This is a genomic window from Leptotrichia sp. oral taxon 215 str. W9775, from assembly GCF_000469505.1.
GTDB lineage: Bacteria > Fusobacteriota > Fusobacteriia > Fusobacteriales > Leptotrichiaceae > Leptotrichia_A.
The window spans coordinates 129,943-143,862 of the sequence record NZ_KI272867.1 but is presented as its reverse complement, the minus strand read 5'-3'; the positions used below and the strand labels follow the sequence as shown (position 1 = coordinate 143,862).

Annotated in this window: 17 protein-coding genes and 1 other RNA gene; all 18 read left to right on the top strand. The window is 30.0% G+C overall.

Annotated elements, in window-relative coordinates:
• Positions 1-74: 74 nt before the first annotated feature.
• The 18 genes from HMPREF1984_RS09845 (at position 75) to pfkA (ending at position 13,881) form a co-directional block, all read left to right on the top strand.
• Positions 75-1,112, top strand: coding sequence for a low temperature requirement protein A (locus HMPREF1984_RS09845; RefSeq protein ID WP_021767847.1), 1,038 nt, complete (start codon positions 75-77; stop codon positions 1,110-1,112).
• 121 nt (positions 1,113-1,233) lie between these two features.
• Positions 1,234-1,791: a hypoxanthine phosphoribosyltransferase gene (gene hpt, locus HMPREF1984_RS09840; RefSeq protein WP_021767846.1), complete on the top strand. Its 558-nt coding sequence runs from the start codon at positions 1,234-1,236 to the stop codon at positions 1,789-1,791.
• 43 nt (positions 1,792-1,834) lie between these two features.
• Entirely contained in the window at positions 1,835-2,692 is an 858-nt protein-coding gene (gene rsmA, locus HMPREF1984_RS09835; protein WP_021767845.1) for a 16S rRNA (adenine(1518)-N(6)/adenine(1519)-N(6))-dimethyltransferase RsmA, read from the top strand.
• Positions 2,693-2,696: 4 nt separating this feature from the next.
• Positions 2,697-2,936: a DUF4911 domain-containing protein gene (locus tag HMPREF1984_RS09830; RefSeq protein ID WP_021767844.1), complete on the top strand. Its 240-nt coding sequence runs from the start codon at positions 2,697-2,699 to the stop codon at positions 2,934-2,936.
• Between the two features lie 90 nt (positions 2,937-3,026).
• Positions 3,027-3,269, top strand: a complete 243-nt coding sequence (locus HMPREF1984_RS09825) for a KH domain-containing protein (protein WP_021767843.1) — start codon at positions 3,027-3,029, stop codon at positions 3,267-3,269.
• Positions 3,270-3,286: 17 nt separating this feature from the next.
• Positions 3,287-3,679, top strand: coding sequence for a thioesterase family protein (locus tag HMPREF1984_RS09820; protein WP_021767842.1), 393 nt, complete (start codon positions 3,287-3,289; stop codon positions 3,677-3,679).
• A 45-nt stretch (positions 3,680-3,724) separates the two neighbouring features.
• On the top strand, positions 3,725-4,153 hold the full coding sequence (gene rpiB / locus HMPREF1984_RS09815; protein WP_021767841.1) for a ribose 5-phosphate isomerase B: 429 nt from the start codon (positions 3,725-3,727) through the stop codon (positions 4,151-4,153).
• Positions 4,154-4,242: 89 nt separating this feature from the next.
• A complete protein-coding gene (locus HMPREF1984_RS09810) occupies positions 4,243-4,584 on the top strand; it encodes a histidine triad nucleotide-binding protein (RefSeq protein ID WP_021767840.1) in 342 nt (113 codons plus the stop codon).
• Positions 4,585-4,617: 33 nt separating this feature from the next.
• Entirely contained in the window at positions 4,618-6,567 is a 1,950-nt protein-coding gene (locus tag HMPREF1984_RS09805) for a DKNYY domain-containing protein (RefSeq protein ID WP_021767839.1), read from the top strand.
• Between the two features lie 91 nt (positions 6,568-6,658).
• Positions 6,659-7,429, top strand: coding sequence for an RNA methyltransferase (locus HMPREF1984_RS09800; RefSeq protein ID WP_021767838.1), 771 nt, complete (start codon positions 6,659-6,661; stop codon positions 7,427-7,429).
• A 34-nt stretch (positions 7,430-7,463) separates the two neighbouring features.
• Positions 7,464-7,610, top strand: coding sequence for a hypothetical protein (locus HMPREF1984_RS11445; RefSeq protein WP_021767837.1), 147 nt, complete (start codon positions 7,464-7,466; stop codon positions 7,608-7,610).
• Between the two features lie 47 nt (positions 7,611-7,657).
• Positions 7,658-7,945: a BRO family protein gene (locus HMPREF1984_RS09795; RefSeq protein WP_021767836.1), complete on the top strand. Its 288-nt coding sequence runs from the start codon at positions 7,658-7,660 to the stop codon at positions 7,943-7,945.
• Positions 7,946-7,991: 46 nt separating this feature from the next.
• Complete coding sequence (locus HMPREF1984_RS09790) at positions 7,992-8,738, top strand: DUF4253 domain-containing protein (protein WP_021767835.1); 747 nt, start codon at positions 7,992-7,994, stop codon at positions 8,736-8,738.
• A gap of 26 nt (positions 8,739-8,764) precedes the next feature.
• The gene (locus HMPREF1984_RS09785) at positions 8,765-9,688 is read left to right on the top strand and encodes a deoxyribonuclease IV (protein ID WP_084408479.1); all 924 of its coding nucleotides are present in this window, start codon (positions 8,765-8,767) and stop codon (positions 9,686-9,688) included.
• Between the two features lie 26 nt (positions 9,689-9,714).
• A complete protein-coding gene (locus tag HMPREF1984_RS09780) occupies positions 9,715-10,509 on the top strand; it encodes a spherulation-specific family 4 protein (RefSeq protein WP_021767833.1) in 795 nt (264 codons plus the stop codon).
• Positions 10,510-11,184: 675 nt separating this feature from the next.
• An RNA gene (gene ffs / locus HMPREF1984_RS11240) (signal recognition particle sRNA large type) lies at positions 11,185-11,449 on the top strand.
• A 108-nt stretch (positions 11,450-11,557) separates the two neighbouring features.
• Complete coding sequence (locus tag HMPREF1984_RS09775; protein ID WP_021767831.1) at positions 11,558-12,829, top strand: GNAT family N-acetyltransferase; 1,272 nt, start codon at positions 11,558-11,560, stop codon at positions 12,827-12,829.
• An 89-nt stretch (positions 12,830-12,918) separates the two neighbouring features.
• Positions 12,919-13,881 carry a 6-phosphofructokinase gene (gene pfkA, locus HMPREF1984_RS09770; RefSeq protein WP_021767830.1) on the top strand — a complete coding sequence of 321 codons (963 nt, stop codon included), beginning with the start codon at positions 12,919-12,921 and terminating at the stop codon, positions 13,879-13,881.
• Positions 13,882-13,920 lie beyond the last annotated feature (39 nt).

The following is a 13,920-nucleotide window of genomic DNA, read 5'->3' as shown; positions in this document are numbered from 1 at the left end:
CTAACTGGGGGTTATTTTAATGAGTTTATAACATCAAAAATCAGCCGAATTTCAAATTCGGCTTTTTTTATGATTTGATATTTGTTTACGCTATCTCAAAAATTTCAGAACTTGCTCAACATCCTCATAATGGAATTATTGAGCCCTGGGTACTTATAAGTTTTATATTGTATTCTCTTGCAGTACTTCAGGAGTGGTCATATTTAACTTATTATTTAAACAGGTTTGGGACATTTAACATTAAAGAAATTGTCATTATATGTATAAATATGGGGGCTGCAATTTATCTTTCCAATTCTCTTTCCTTAGATTGGGAGCAGATTTTTTATCCATTTAGTATTTCTATGTTGATAATGTCTTCAAGTGTAGCATTTTTATATCATTGTCAGGCTATGAAAAAAAGTGTTGGAGAAAGGGAATCAATCAATGCAAGAAATATCCTGCTGATTGTTATAACACTATTTGCAATGTGTTTATTATTAGGTTTTCGTGTAGGAATACTGTTTTGCATAGCTGCAAACATTTCCGGTGTTTTTCTGCCTATGATACATAGAGTGAAATTTAGCAACGGTACCAATTTTGGACATTTGAAGGAAAGATTCGAGCTGCTGACAATATTATTTTTTGGGGAAATGGTTGTGACCATCGCACAATATTTTAGTCCAGAATACTTTACTATTTATCCTTTTATAGCATTCATTACAATGTTTTTTCTATTTGGAACTTATACAGTACTGATAAATAAATCAATAAATCCTAACCAGAAGACAAGAGGGTTTATCCTTATATACTCACATTTTTTTCTGCTAATGAGTTTAGAGATTATAATTTATTGTTGGAATTTGGTTGGAAAGAACGCGGATAAAACATTTTTAGCAATCTTTTACATTGTCGGATATACAGGATTTTATTTAATGCTATTTGTAAATGAGATTTATCTGGAGAAGAAAATGCGTTTATGTAAAGAGGATTTTTTTAAAATTTTTGGAGTAATGATATTTTCTTTTGCAGTAATATTTATTTTTAGGGAAAATTTTATTGCTGGAGAACTTTCAATATTATTTATGACTTTTTCGATTTTATTGATAGTTAGTAGAAAATATATAAAATAAAACTTTAAGTCTATATATTTTCCTTGTATTTTGTTACCTTGAATTAATAAAAAAAAAATGATATAATCATAAAAATATGAGGAGACAAACATAATTTAACAAAGAATGGAGTTGTAAAAAAATGAAAAAAGATTGGGAATACGGTATCAAAACTCAGATGATTACAAAGGAAGCTCTTGCAAAAAGAATAAAGGAACTTGGTGAAGAGATAACAGAAGATTTAAAGGATGATGATGCTCCTCTTGTTGTAGTGGGACTGCTTAAGGGATCCATTATTTTTATGGCTGATCTTGTAAGGGAAATAAAATTGCCTCTGGTAATGGATTTTATGTCTGTTTCAAGTTATGGAGAAGGATTTGAAACAACAAGAGAAGTAAAAATACTTAAAGATTTAGAAGGAAGTATACAGGGAAAACATGTACTTATTGTTGAAGATATAATAGATTCAGGAATGACTCTGAAAAAAGTAATGAAAGTATTGGGTGGTAGGGGACCTAAGAAAATTTCATTATGTACTTTACTTGATAAGCCTGAAAGACGTGAAGTTGAAGTTGATGTTCAGTATGTAGGATTTGAAATTCCTAATGAATTTGTACTGGGATATGGGCTTGACTTTATTGAAGAATACAGAAATATTCCTTATGTGGCACTTGCGGCAGATGAACTTTATAAAAAATAGTTTCTAGTAGAAATGAATTGAAAATAAATATTTAGGAGAAAATTTGGGTAAAAATAAATTTATAAAAAATTATAAAAATGAAACTCATGAAGCAAAGAAAAAATATGGCCAGAATTTTCTGGAGGATTCTGAGCTGTCAGAAAGAATAATAGAAATATCAGGGGTATCTAAAGATACAGAAGTGATAGAAATAGGTCCGGGATTAGGATTTTTAACTGAAAAACTGATAGAAAACTCAAAGCATCTGACTGCTTTTGAAATAGATGATGATTTAATTCCTGTATTGAATAAAAAATTTCAAGGCAGGGATAATTTTTCATTAATTCATGAAGACTTTATGGTAGCAGATTTAAGCACTTTTCTGAATGGAAAGAAAAATATCAAGGTAGTGGCAAATATTCCATATTATATAACTTCTCCAATTATAAATAAATTAATCGAATATAGAAAAAATATATCTGAAATTTATTTAATGGTTCAGAAGGAGGTTGCTGAAAGGATTGCATCGCAGGCAGGAAGTAAAAATATGAGTTTGCTTACTCATGCAGTGCAGTTTTATGCTGATGCAGAATATCTTTTTACTGTTCCTAAGGAGAAATTTACTCCTGTTCCTAAGGTGGATTCTGCATTTTTAAAAATCAAAATGTTTGATGATGAGAGATATGCAAAACAGATTTCTGAAGAGGAATATTTTAAATATCTGAAGACAGCTTTTTCCAATAAAAGAAAGAGTATCGCAAATAATTTGTCGGGAGAAGGATACAGCAAGGAAGTGACAGGAGATATTCTTGAAAAACTGGGAAAAACAAGACTTGCAAGAACAGAGGAATTTTCTGTTCAGGAATTTATAAATCTGATAGATGAATTAAAGAAGGAAAAAACTGCAGAGGAAACGGAGTAGAAAATTGAAAAGTTGGGAATATATAATTCAGACTAGGAAAGAACATATTGATTTTATTAATAAAATTGTTGAAGCATATGACGGTTTAGGAAATGTCAGAACACTTGACAATAACAATGGACTAATAAAAATAATTACAAATTCCTATTTTACTGATGATATGGATAAGGTAATCGAAAGATTGAGGGCAAAGGACATCCACATAGAAATACTTGAAAAAAGGGAATGGCTTGGAATATTATAAAATAAGGGATTTTTAAATATAGAGTTTATAAAATAAATAGATAAAATGATAAAAATATACGATTAAAAATACAAAATTATTGGAGGAAAAATGAGCAAATATTTTGAAACAGTTAATTTCTGGCTGGAAAACCTGCTGGATTCAGTTGGAAACTACACAATAGAAAGCAATGAAAAAGGGAAATATGTAGATATAGTAATAAACGTAGCACAGGAAGATATGGGAAAAATCATAGGTAGAAACGGAAGAGTAATAACATCACTTAGAACTCTTGTTTCTTCAATTGCTAAGAAAGAAAAGAAAATAGTAAAGATTGAAGTTAAGGAATTATAATCGAAGGGAAAAATCTTATGAAAAAAAGCTGTAAATTGAGAGTTTATTATTATGATACTGACAAAATGGGAGTTGTATACCATTCAAACTATTTGAAGTGGATGGAAATGGCGAGAACAGAATATTTCAGGGATGTCTTTCCATATAAGCAGATAGAGGATATGGGATTTATTTTACCTGTAAAGAGTCTGAATATAGAATATATAAGTTCTGCCAAATATGATGAAGAAATAGAAGTATTTGTGGAAATAAAGGAAATTAACAGCATAAAAATCAGATTTTACTATGAAATCTATAATTCAGAAAAGGAACTGAAAGTAACAGCAGAAACGATAAACGTATTTACAGATGAAAAAGGTAAATTAAAAAGGGTAAGCAAGGAAATATTGGAAAAAATAAAAGGACAGTAATTAAAAAAAGGAAGGAGACAGGGATTTCTATCCCTGGTGAGAATTATGAAAATAGTAATTGGAAATGATCATGCAGGTGTTGACCTGAAAAACAAGGTAAAAGAGGAACTGAGAAAAAAAGGGCATGAAGTTATTAATGTTGGTACAGATACTCTTGATTCTGTTGATTATCCTGATATTGCTGCACTGGCAAGTAAAAAAGTCCTAAGCGGAGAAGCACAGTTTGGAATTCTAATATGTGGTACAGGTATAGGAATTTCAATTGCTGCAAATAAAATAAAAGGAATTAGAGCTGCCCTTGCACATAATGAATTTACTGCAAAGCTTTCAAGACTTCACAATGATGCAAATATTATAGCACTTGGAGCGAGAGTTTTAGGTGATTCATTGGCAATTGCGTGTGTAGAAACTTTTATAAACACTGAATTTGAAGGTGGAAGACATGCAAGAAGAGTTGGAAAAATAGAAAAATAGAAAAATAGAAAATAAAAAAATCCCTTTCAATTGCGAAAGGGAAATTTTGAATAGGTGAAAAAATTATAATCGAAAATTAGGAGGAAAAAATGTCAACAATATTTAAAAAAATAATAGATAAAGAAATTCCGGCAAATATAGTTTATGAAGATGAAGAGTTTCTGGCTTTTCACGATATAAATCCTGCTGCAAAGGTACATGTACTTGTGATACCTAAAAAAGAGATAAAAAATCTTGAAGCTGCAACAGAAGAAGATGCATTGTTACTTGGAAAACTTCAACTGACTGTGGCAAAGGTTGCAAGAATACTTGGAATTAATGAAGAAGGATACAGAGTTATAACTAACATTGGAGAAAATGGTGGCCAGGAAGTTTTACATATCCATTATCATATTTTAGGTGGAGAAAAGCTGCCTACCAAGCTAAAATAAAATAGTCAGATTTCTAAATAACGGAGGAAATTTATGAAAACTACATTTTTTAAAGTTCTGATAGGAATATTTCTTTTAGCTAATTTAGGAATGGCAGAATATATTAAAACAAATAATGAAGTTTATTATAAATATGCTGAAGGGAAGGATTTTCAATTTAAAGTTGAAAATGTGGACTTAGGTACATTTAAAGTTTTAAATGATAAATATGCCAAAGATGTGAAAAATGTTTATTTTTCAGGAAATAAGTCGTTTGAAGATGTGGATGCCGGAACTTTTGAAGTGCTGCCGGCAGATTATTCAAAGGACAAAAATAATGTATACAGTTCGGAAAATGGCTGGATTCAAAGGGTAAATGGTGCAAATCCAAAAACAATAAAGGTTTTAAATCAGTTTTATCTGAAAGATGATAAAAATGTATTTTTTAATGATAAGAAAATTTTAGGTGCAGATGCGAATTCGTTTATAGCTCTGGATAAAGAAAATGGATATGCAAAGGATAAAAATTCAGTATATTATTTTGGGCAAAAAGTTGAAGGTGCAAATGCAAAAACATTTGAAGTAATTTCAGACGGAGAATATTCAAAAGATGATAAAAACGTATATGCTTCAGGAGAGATTATAAAAGGTGCAGATCCTAAAACCTTTAGGGAATTTCCTGAAACAAGCTATTCCAGAGATAAAAATAACCTGTATTACTATTTTGGTGAAGATAAATTTCTCGGAAAAATAGTTGAAAATAATTTTGAATTTTTAAATCATTCTATAGTTAGAAATGGAAATGAAATATATTTTTATGGGAAGAAATTAAAATTAAAAGACTCGAAAAAATTTAAATTAATAAAAAATTCGCATATTATGTTTACAGGCAGTAGCATTATTGTTTACGGAAAAGATGATGAAAATGTATATGTAGTAACACCTGATGATGCTCCGGAAAATACTAGAATAATAGAAAATGCAGATAAAGATACTTTTGAGGTAATGGAAAATAATAGATACTCAAAAGATAAGAATAATATTTATTATCTAGGAAATTATGGTATTGTAAAGTTGGAGGGTGTGGATAAGGCCAGTTTTGTCATTAGTGAGCAGTTTCCTTTTTCCTATGACAGGAAAAATGTTTATTATGCAGGGAAAAAAGTGGATGGTGTAACATCAGCCGGATTAAAGGTAATTAGAAGACCAAATGAACCAATTAATTTCGTAAGTGATAATAAAAATCTATACAGACTTGTTGAAATATTTGATGAAAATAATGGGGAACTGAAAAGTGTAAAAGCAGTTGCTGTTAAAAATCCTAAAGTAGATTTTAAAACTTTTGAAATATTTGATGAATGGCCGAATTATTTTCATGATAAAAATAATGTGTATTATGAGAATAAATTGTATCAGATACCTTTAAAAAAGATAGAAGATGCAGATAGAAAGAGTTTTACCCTTTTAAATAGTGAATTTTCAAAAGATAATAAAAATGTCTATTACTATGGAAATAAAATAAAAGATTTAAATTCAGAAGAATTTGAGTTTGAGGGAAACAACTTTATAAAAGATTTGGATATTGTTTATTTTCTAAAAAATAAAGATAAAGCTTATGCATTAAAAACAGAAATAGGAAAAGAAACATATGAAATAGTGCCTCTAAACGTTGATACAGAGTCCTTTAAATATTTTGATACTGACACTTACACAAATGGTTTAACTACTGCTGAGGCTAATGGTTACCTGCAGGATAAAAATGGAGTTTATTATTTTGATATGAATAAATTAAATAAATTCTCTTCAGATAATATTTTTTCTAAAATAGAAGGTGCAGACATCCATTCATTTATACAGCTGATGTTTGGCTATGCCAAAGATAGAAATAAAGTATATTTTGAAGGTAAGGAATTAAAAGGTGCAGATGTTAAAAGTTTTAAAATAATTATTTCAAATGGTAAAGTTCTGGTAAAAGATAAAAATAAAATTTATAAAGAATTTTAGAGTGTATAAAACCCCTTGAAATTAAGTTTGATAAATTGAATAGATTGGGGTTTTTGTACTTTTAAATAATATAGAAAGTGGAAAATAGAAAATGAGAGATGTGATAGCAAGTCCAGATAACAAATTTTATAAATTGCTGAAAAAACTGGATAAAAAGAAGTATCGTGATGAAAACAGCATTTTTAAGGCTGAAGGGGAAAAGTTTCTAAATGAAAATATCAATTTTAATAAAATTATTGTGAAGGAATCGAAATTTGACTATTTTGATGAAAAATATGATATTTCTAAACATGATAATCTGACAATTTTGAAGGATAACCTGTTTGATGAAGTTTCAACTCAGGAAAATAGCCAGGGAATAATATTCCTTTATTCTAAAAATTTAAATACAATTGAGGATATACAGGGGGATGTGGTAATTCTTGACGATATTCAGGATCCGGGAAATGCCGGGACAATTATTAGAACGATGATTGCAGCAAATTTTCAGAATTTAATTCTGACAAAGGGTTCAGTAGATGTTTATAATCCAAAGACAGTACGAGCCACAATGAGTGGAATTTTTAAGCTGAACATAATTTATGAAACACCTGAAAAAATTGTAAAATTTTTAAATGATAAAAATTATTTAAAAATAGCAACAGCTTTACATGAAGATTCAGTTTCTTATGAAAAAATTGAACTGCGTGAAAATAATGCATTTATATTTGGTCATGAAGGTGGCGGAGTATCTGAATATCTGATAGAAAATTCAGATATAAAGGCGATTATTCCGATTTATGGAAATATTGAATCACTGAATGTGAGTGTGGCGACAGGGATATTTTTGTATAAGATGAGGGAGAAATTGCAAGGCTTATAAAAATTGTGGAGATAATAATACGAGAAAAGTAATAATGTTTATTGTATTGTTGATTGCAGTAGCAAATTTTGATAAACTTTTGGAATTAAATAGTGAGTTGGAGAGAATGAAAAGAAAAAGAGGATATAAATGCAAATATGATGATTATGGACATTTGAAATTTTGTGATTATGCAAAATAATATAAATATTAATAAAGTTCGAAAAACTATATAAGGGGTGGGAAATAATGGAGAATAATATACAAATATTTGAAGGTAAAAAAATTAGGTCTGTTTGGGATAATGAAAAGGAAGAATGGTATTTTTCTGTTGTCGATGTTGTAGGAATATTAACGGATAGTCTGAATCCCAATAATTATTGGAAGGTATTAAAAAAACGTTTGAAAGATGAGGGGAATGAGTTGGTTACAAATTGTAACCAACTGAAAATGAAATCTCATAAAGATGGAAAAATGTATATGACAGATGTTGCTGATATACAAGGAATTTTCCGTGTTATTCAGTCAATTCCGTAATTTATTGTTAAGTATTAACGATGAAATATTTAAAGGAAGGTTTTAAATGAAAGAGAATATAAATAAATTTAAAGATTTATATAATTTTGAATTTGAGGAAATAAAGGATTTAAGTTATAAAGAAATTGAGAAAAAGTATTTAGAAATTTATAAGGAAGGGAAAGAAAAAAATTTTACTCCTGTATTTTTAGTTCTTGATGATATTTTATTAGAGAAGTTTGAGTTGGATATGGAAGATGAAGAAACTAATAATATAATGGATGTGGTTAATCTGAATCTTGAAAAATCTAAGAATATAAATGCACTTGAATTGCTAAAAAAAATTCAAGTAGAAAATATGGAAGATATAAAAGAAAATATAGATGAGTATTTTGCAGAAAAAAGTTATAAATTTGATGATGGTGAAAAATATGATTTAGAACTTTCGTCTTTATTTGATTATAACGGAGATTTTAAAGATAATGTTATCTTAGTAAAGGTACCTACAAAAAATCCTTATGAAGTTTTGGGATATTTTGGAATGGGTGGTTTTAATGACTGTCCCCTTTCAGAAGAACAAATAGTAATTGCTAAATATTGGTATGAAAAAAATGGAGCAGTTCCAGCAGTTGTAACTTATGATGAGATAGAATTTTATGTAGAAAATCCTGTTCAAACTTTAGAAGAAGCAAAAAATCTAGCAGTTGAACATTATATTTTCTGTTATGATATTGTAGCTCAATGTTATGGTACATTTGAAAAATTAGTAGATGCTTTATACAAAAATATACAATGGTATTTTTGGTGGGATTAAAAAAATTAAAGAAAGGAAAAATAAAAATGTCAAAAAAAGAAATGTTTAAAATAGGATCACATGTAGGAATGAGTGGAAAGAAAATGTTCTTGGGATCAGTGGAAGAAGCACTTTCCTATGGAGCAAATACTTTTATGATATATACAGGAGCACCACAAAACACAAGAAGAAAGCCGATTGATGAGCTAAATATTGAGGCTGGACTTAAATTAATGAAGGAAAATAATATTTCAGTGGAGGATATTGTTGTCCATGCTCCATATATAATAAATCTTGGAAATGCTGTAAAACCTGAAACTTTTGAAATTGCAGTACAGTTTCTGAGAACAGAAATAGAAAGAACGGATGCAATAGGTGCACCTAGAATAGTCCTTCATCCAGGTGCCCATGTAGGAGAAGGTGCAGAAATAGGAATTGCAAAAATAGTAGAAGGACTGAATGAAGTTCTGACAAAGGAACAGAAAACAACAGTGGCACTTGAAACTATGGCAGGAAAAGGAAGTGAATGTGGAAGAAGCTTTGAAGAAATAGCAAAAATAATAGACGGAGTAAAACTTAAGGATAAACTTTCAGTATGTTTTGACACTTGCCACGTAAATGATGCAGGTTATGACATTGTAAATGACTTTGAAGGAGTTATAAAAGAGTTTGACAGAATCGTAGGAATCGACAGAATATCTGTAATTCACTTGAATGACAGTAAAAATCCCAGAGGAGCAATGAAGGACAGACATGAAAATCTTGGATTTGGAACGATAGGATTTGAAGCACTTAATAAAATAGCTCATTATGAAAAGTTTTCACATTTACCAAAGATACTGGAAACACCTTATGTGGCTTTGACACCTGAAAAGGGTGCAAAAACAGTACCGCCATATAAGTTTGAAATAGAAATGCTGAAAAATGGTAAATTTGACGCAGATGTTATTGAAAAAATAAAGAAACAGTAATATAAATTGGAAAAAAGGACTATAATATGAAAAAAATAGTATTAATGGCAGTTGTACTAGTGGGAATATGTGCTTTTGCAGTATATATGAAGAAAAAACTTGAAAGAAAGCAATCTGTTGTTCTGGCGGCTTATAGTTATCCTTCTGATGACAGTAATTACTGGAAGGAAGTTATTAAAGAAGGTGGGAAAAATATACCTTACGTAATAATCAATCCTAACAGCGGGCCTGGAGATAAAATTGATCCGAATTATGAAAGGCAACTGAAGGAAAATATGAAAGCCGGAATTAAAAATATTGCATATATAAGGACAAACTATCAGAAACGTCCATTGACAGAAGTTCTAGCAGATGTAGATAAGTATTATGAATTGTATGGAAAAGATAATCTAAGCGGTTTTTTCTTTGATGAAGTGGGAGTGGATGATGCAAACCAGCCTGCCTATATGAAAGCAGTTTATGAATATGTGAAGGGAAAAGGGAAGGAAAATATTGTAGTTGCCAATCCTGGAAGGCAAATCACTGATAAACTTGCTCCATATGCAGATATTTTTGTAACAAGTGAAATTACAGCAGATGAGTATATAAATAGATTTACCGGACCTGAGTCTGAGTTTGAAAATGATGAGGATAACTCCTCACACATATGGCATATTGTCTATGCGGCAAAACCTGATCAATATGAGGAAATAATAAAACTTTCAAAAAGACGTAATGCAGGATGGATTATGGTGACAGACGGAGTGCAGCCAAATCCTTATGATAAACTGCCGAAAGACTTTGAAAGAATTATTAGAACAGTTAATAGGAAAAGGTATTGATAAAAAATAAAAAATATGATATACTAAATTTAGTATGATATATGACATGTAAAACCAAAAAATCCCCTGCTGTCACAGGGGATTTTCATTTAGTTTTTATCTTTGCTCTTTTCAATTAACTTGATTATGAAATATACAATCAAAGCCGAAGTTACATTGATAAAAACTTCTGTCATGATATATGACATAAAAAACCCTCCTTTCTGTTCCTAAGAACGAAGGTTGAAATTATTATATCATATTTTTATAATGAATTAAATATATTTTAATAAACCATAAAAATAATTTGTTGTTTTAAAATAGAAAAATTTCTAATTAGAAAAATTAACTATTGATAAAAAATAAAAAATATGATACACTAAATCTAGTATGATATATGACATGTAAAACCAAAAAAATCCCCTGTGGTAGCAGGGGATTTTAATTTAGTTTTTATCTTTGTTCTTTTCAATTAACTTGATTATGAAATATACAATCAAAGTTAAAGTTACATTGATAAAAACTTCTGTCATAATATATGACATTGTAGAACTTCCTTTCTGTTCATAAGAACAAAGGTTGAGGTTATTATACCATATTTTTATAATTAATTAAATATATTTTAATAAACAATAAGAATAATTTATTATTTTAAAGCATTGACAACAATAAAAAAAAATGATAAAATATATTTTGTCATACTAGCTGGGGAGTTAGCGGTGCCCTGTATCTACAATCCGCTTTAGTAGAGGTGATGTCGGGCTTAAGGGAAATTTTAGTATCAAAGCCTTGCTTTAAAGGTGTTGAGAAAATAGTCCTGTATTGTAGAGAGTCAGCGAACCGTGTCAGGGCGGGAACGAAGCAGCACTAAGTTGATTTCTCTAGGTTTACAGGGTCGCTGTTTTTGAGTCTTTAAGGCAAGAAACAGGTGGTAAAATTCTTTCGAGAGCCCGATGTATGACAAAAATACATTGACAATAAAAGACAATATACAGCATAGCAAGAAAGGAAATCCTAATTGCTATTTTTTTGTAATATTTGATTTAAATTATCAGGGAGAAAATTTAAAATGGAAATATTAAAACTGGAAAAAACTGGAAAAAATATTGAATTATTTGAGCAGCTGAAAAAACTGGATAATGATTTTGAATTTCAAGGAAAAAATGATTCAGAAAGTCTTTTCTACATAACTGAAAAAGATAACATTCTAGGATATGCAATAGTTGAACTTGCTGAAAAAGCCTGTCTTAAAAGAATATTCATTAATAAAAAGCTCAGAAACAACGGTTTTGGTTCAATACTTCTGAAATATCTTATAAACTGGCTCATAAACAATAACTTTGATTCACTTGTTGTGGAGAATCACAAACACATGAATAATTTTCTTGAAAAGCAGCGTTTTATAAAAAATAAGGATGGATTTTATGAACTTGGAAATTTCAGGGAAGAAAGAAAACAGAATAGAAGAATGATTTTTGTTTCGAAATTTGCAATAGCTGTAAATATAGTCCTTGCATTGCTTAAAATAGTTTCAGGACATGTTTTTAAAAGTGTGTCGCTTATTTCAGACGGATTGAATTCCCTTTCAGATCTTATAACAAACATACTGGTAATTATTGGACTGAAGGTTGGGGAAAACCCTGAAGACAAGGAACATCCCTTTGGTCATGGAAAGATAGAATCAGTATTCAGTGTAATTATTGGTACTTTCATAATGATTACGGCATTTAATATAATAAAGGAAAATATAGTTGGTCTTTTTCAGTTAAAAGGGGAAGTTATCACCTCCCCAATGCCAGTAATTATAACAGTTATAGTAATAGTTATAAAAATATTCCAATTACTTTTCATGAAAAATAAGACAAAAGATTACAGGGGAGCACTGATAAATTCCCTTCTGGAAGACTATAAGGCAGATATTGCTGTCTCAGTATCAGTTTTAATAGGGATATTGCTTTCAAGAATAAATCCTGTATTTGATGTGGTTGTAGGAGTTTCTGTGGCAATTTATATAATGTATTCGGGATATAATTTAATAAAAGATAATGCCCTTATACTTTTAGATTCACAGGATGAGAAGCTTCTGGAAAGTGTAAGGAAAGATCTTTCAGAATTTGATGAAATAGAGAATGCACATGACTTCAGAATGACAACTTCAGGAAAGAATATATATCTATTTATAGATGTACGTATGAACAGGTCTTTGACAATAGATGAAGCGCACGAAATAACAAATAAAATTTCAAAATTTATAAAACATAAGTATAAAAATATAAAAAGAGTTTTAATTCATGCAGAGCCTGTATATGACAATGATTCTTCAGGATGTGCAATAAAGTGATAAATTTTAAAATAAACATTGAAAAAAAGTAAAAAAAATGCTATTATTTATCCGACACAGAAAAGAGGAAAAGATAGAAGGAGAAAAATATGAAAAAAATTGCAATTTTGACAAGTGGAGGAGATTCACAGGGGATGAATACCGCTGTAAGAGCTGTGGCAAAAACTGCCATGACTAAAGGAATTGAAGTTTATGGTATCAAAAGAGGATACAAAGGGTTGTATGAAGACCAGATATTCCAGATGACAGCACTTAATGTAAGTGGAATTGCAGATCAGGGAGGGACAATTCTGCTATCAGCCAGATTGCCTGAATTCAAAGACCCTGAAGTGAGAGCTAAGGCGGCAGAAAACCTTAAAAAAAGAGGAATAGATGGATTAGTTGTAATAGGTGGAGACGGTTCATTTCATGGAGCACACTACTTATATACAGAACATGGAATAAAGACAATAGGAATACCTGGAACAATAGATAATGACGTTGCAGGAACAGATTATACAATTGGATACGATACAGCTTTAAATATAATACTTGATGCAATATCAAAAATAAAAGATACGGCAATTTCTCATGAAAGAACATATTTAATTGAAGTTATGGGAAGAAACTGTGGAGATCTTGCATTATACTCTGCAATAGCAGGAGGAGCAAGTGGAGTACTTATTCCGGAAGTTGAATTTTCAATAGATGATATGGCTGAAGTTATTAAATTCAGAAGATCAGAAGGAAAACTTTATGACATAATCATAGTAGCTGAAGGAGTAGGAAACGTTGTAGAAATACAAAAGGAACTTGCTAAAAAAGTAGATACAAGTATAAGAGTTACAATATTAGGACACGTTCAAAGAGGAGGTTCACCTACAGCATTTGACAGAATACTTGCAACAAGAATGGGAGTAAAAGCTGTTGAATTACTTGAAGCAGGTGAAGGTGGACTAATGGTAGGAATACAGAGTGAAAAAGTTACTACTCATCCACTAGCATATGCATGGGAAAATTATACTAAAAGTTCATTTGCAGATTATGCAATAGCTAACATGTTGTCGTTATAATAACGGACAATAACATATTTTATAAACTTTAGATATTTA

Coding starts and splice junctions, on each gene's coding strand:
- HMPREF1984_RS09780 (WP_021767833.1), top strand. CDS start 9,715: ATGAAAAAAATAGTATTAATGGCAGTTGTACTAGTGGGAATATGTGCT.
- pfkA (WP_021767830.1), top strand. CDS start 12,919: ATGAAAAAAATTGCAATTTTGACAAGTGGAGGAGATTCACAGGGGATG.
- HMPREF1984_RS09800 (WP_021767838.1), top strand. CDS start 6,659: ATGAGAGATGTGATAGCAAGTCCAGATAACAAATTTTATAAATTGCTG.
- HMPREF1984_RS09790 (WP_021767835.1), top strand. CDS start 7,992: ATGAAAGAGAATATAAATAAATTTAAAGATTTATATAATTTTGAATTT.
- HMPREF1984_RS09805 (WP_021767839.1), top strand. CDS start 4,618: ATGAAAACTACATTTTTTAAAGTTCTGATAGGAATATTTCTTTTAGCT.
- HMPREF1984_RS09785 (WP_084408479.1), top strand. CDS start 8,765: ATGTCAAAAAAAGAAATGTTTAAAATAGGATCACATGTAGGAATGAGT.
- HMPREF1984_RS09810 (WP_021767840.1), top strand. CDS start 4,243: ATGTCAACAATATTTAAAAAAATAATAGATAAAGAAATTCCGGCAAAT.
- rpiB (WP_021767841.1), top strand. CDS start 3,725: ATGAAAATAGTAATTGGAAATGATCATGCAGGTGTTGACCTGAAAAAC.
- HMPREF1984_RS11445 (WP_021767837.1), top strand. CDS start 7,464: ATGTTTATTGTATTGTTGATTGCAGTAGCAAATTTTGATAAACTTTTG.
- HMPREF1984_RS09795 (WP_021767836.1), top strand. CDS start 7,658: ATGGAGAATAATATACAAATATTTGAAGGTAAAAAAATTAGGTCTGTT.
- HMPREF1984_RS09825 (WP_021767843.1), top strand. CDS start 3,027: ATGAGCAAATATTTTGAAACAGTTAATTTCTGGCTGGAAAACCTGCTG.
- HMPREF1984_RS09820 (WP_021767842.1), top strand. CDS start 3,287: ATGAAAAAAAGCTGTAAATTGAGAGTTTATTATTATGATACTGACAAA.
- hpt (WP_021767846.1), top strand. CDS start 1,234: ATGAAAAAAGATTGGGAATACGGTATCAAAACTCAGATGATTACAAAG.
- HMPREF1984_RS09775 (WP_021767831.1), top strand. CDS start 11,558: ATGGAAATATTAAAACTGGAAAAAACTGGAAAAAATATTGAATTATTT.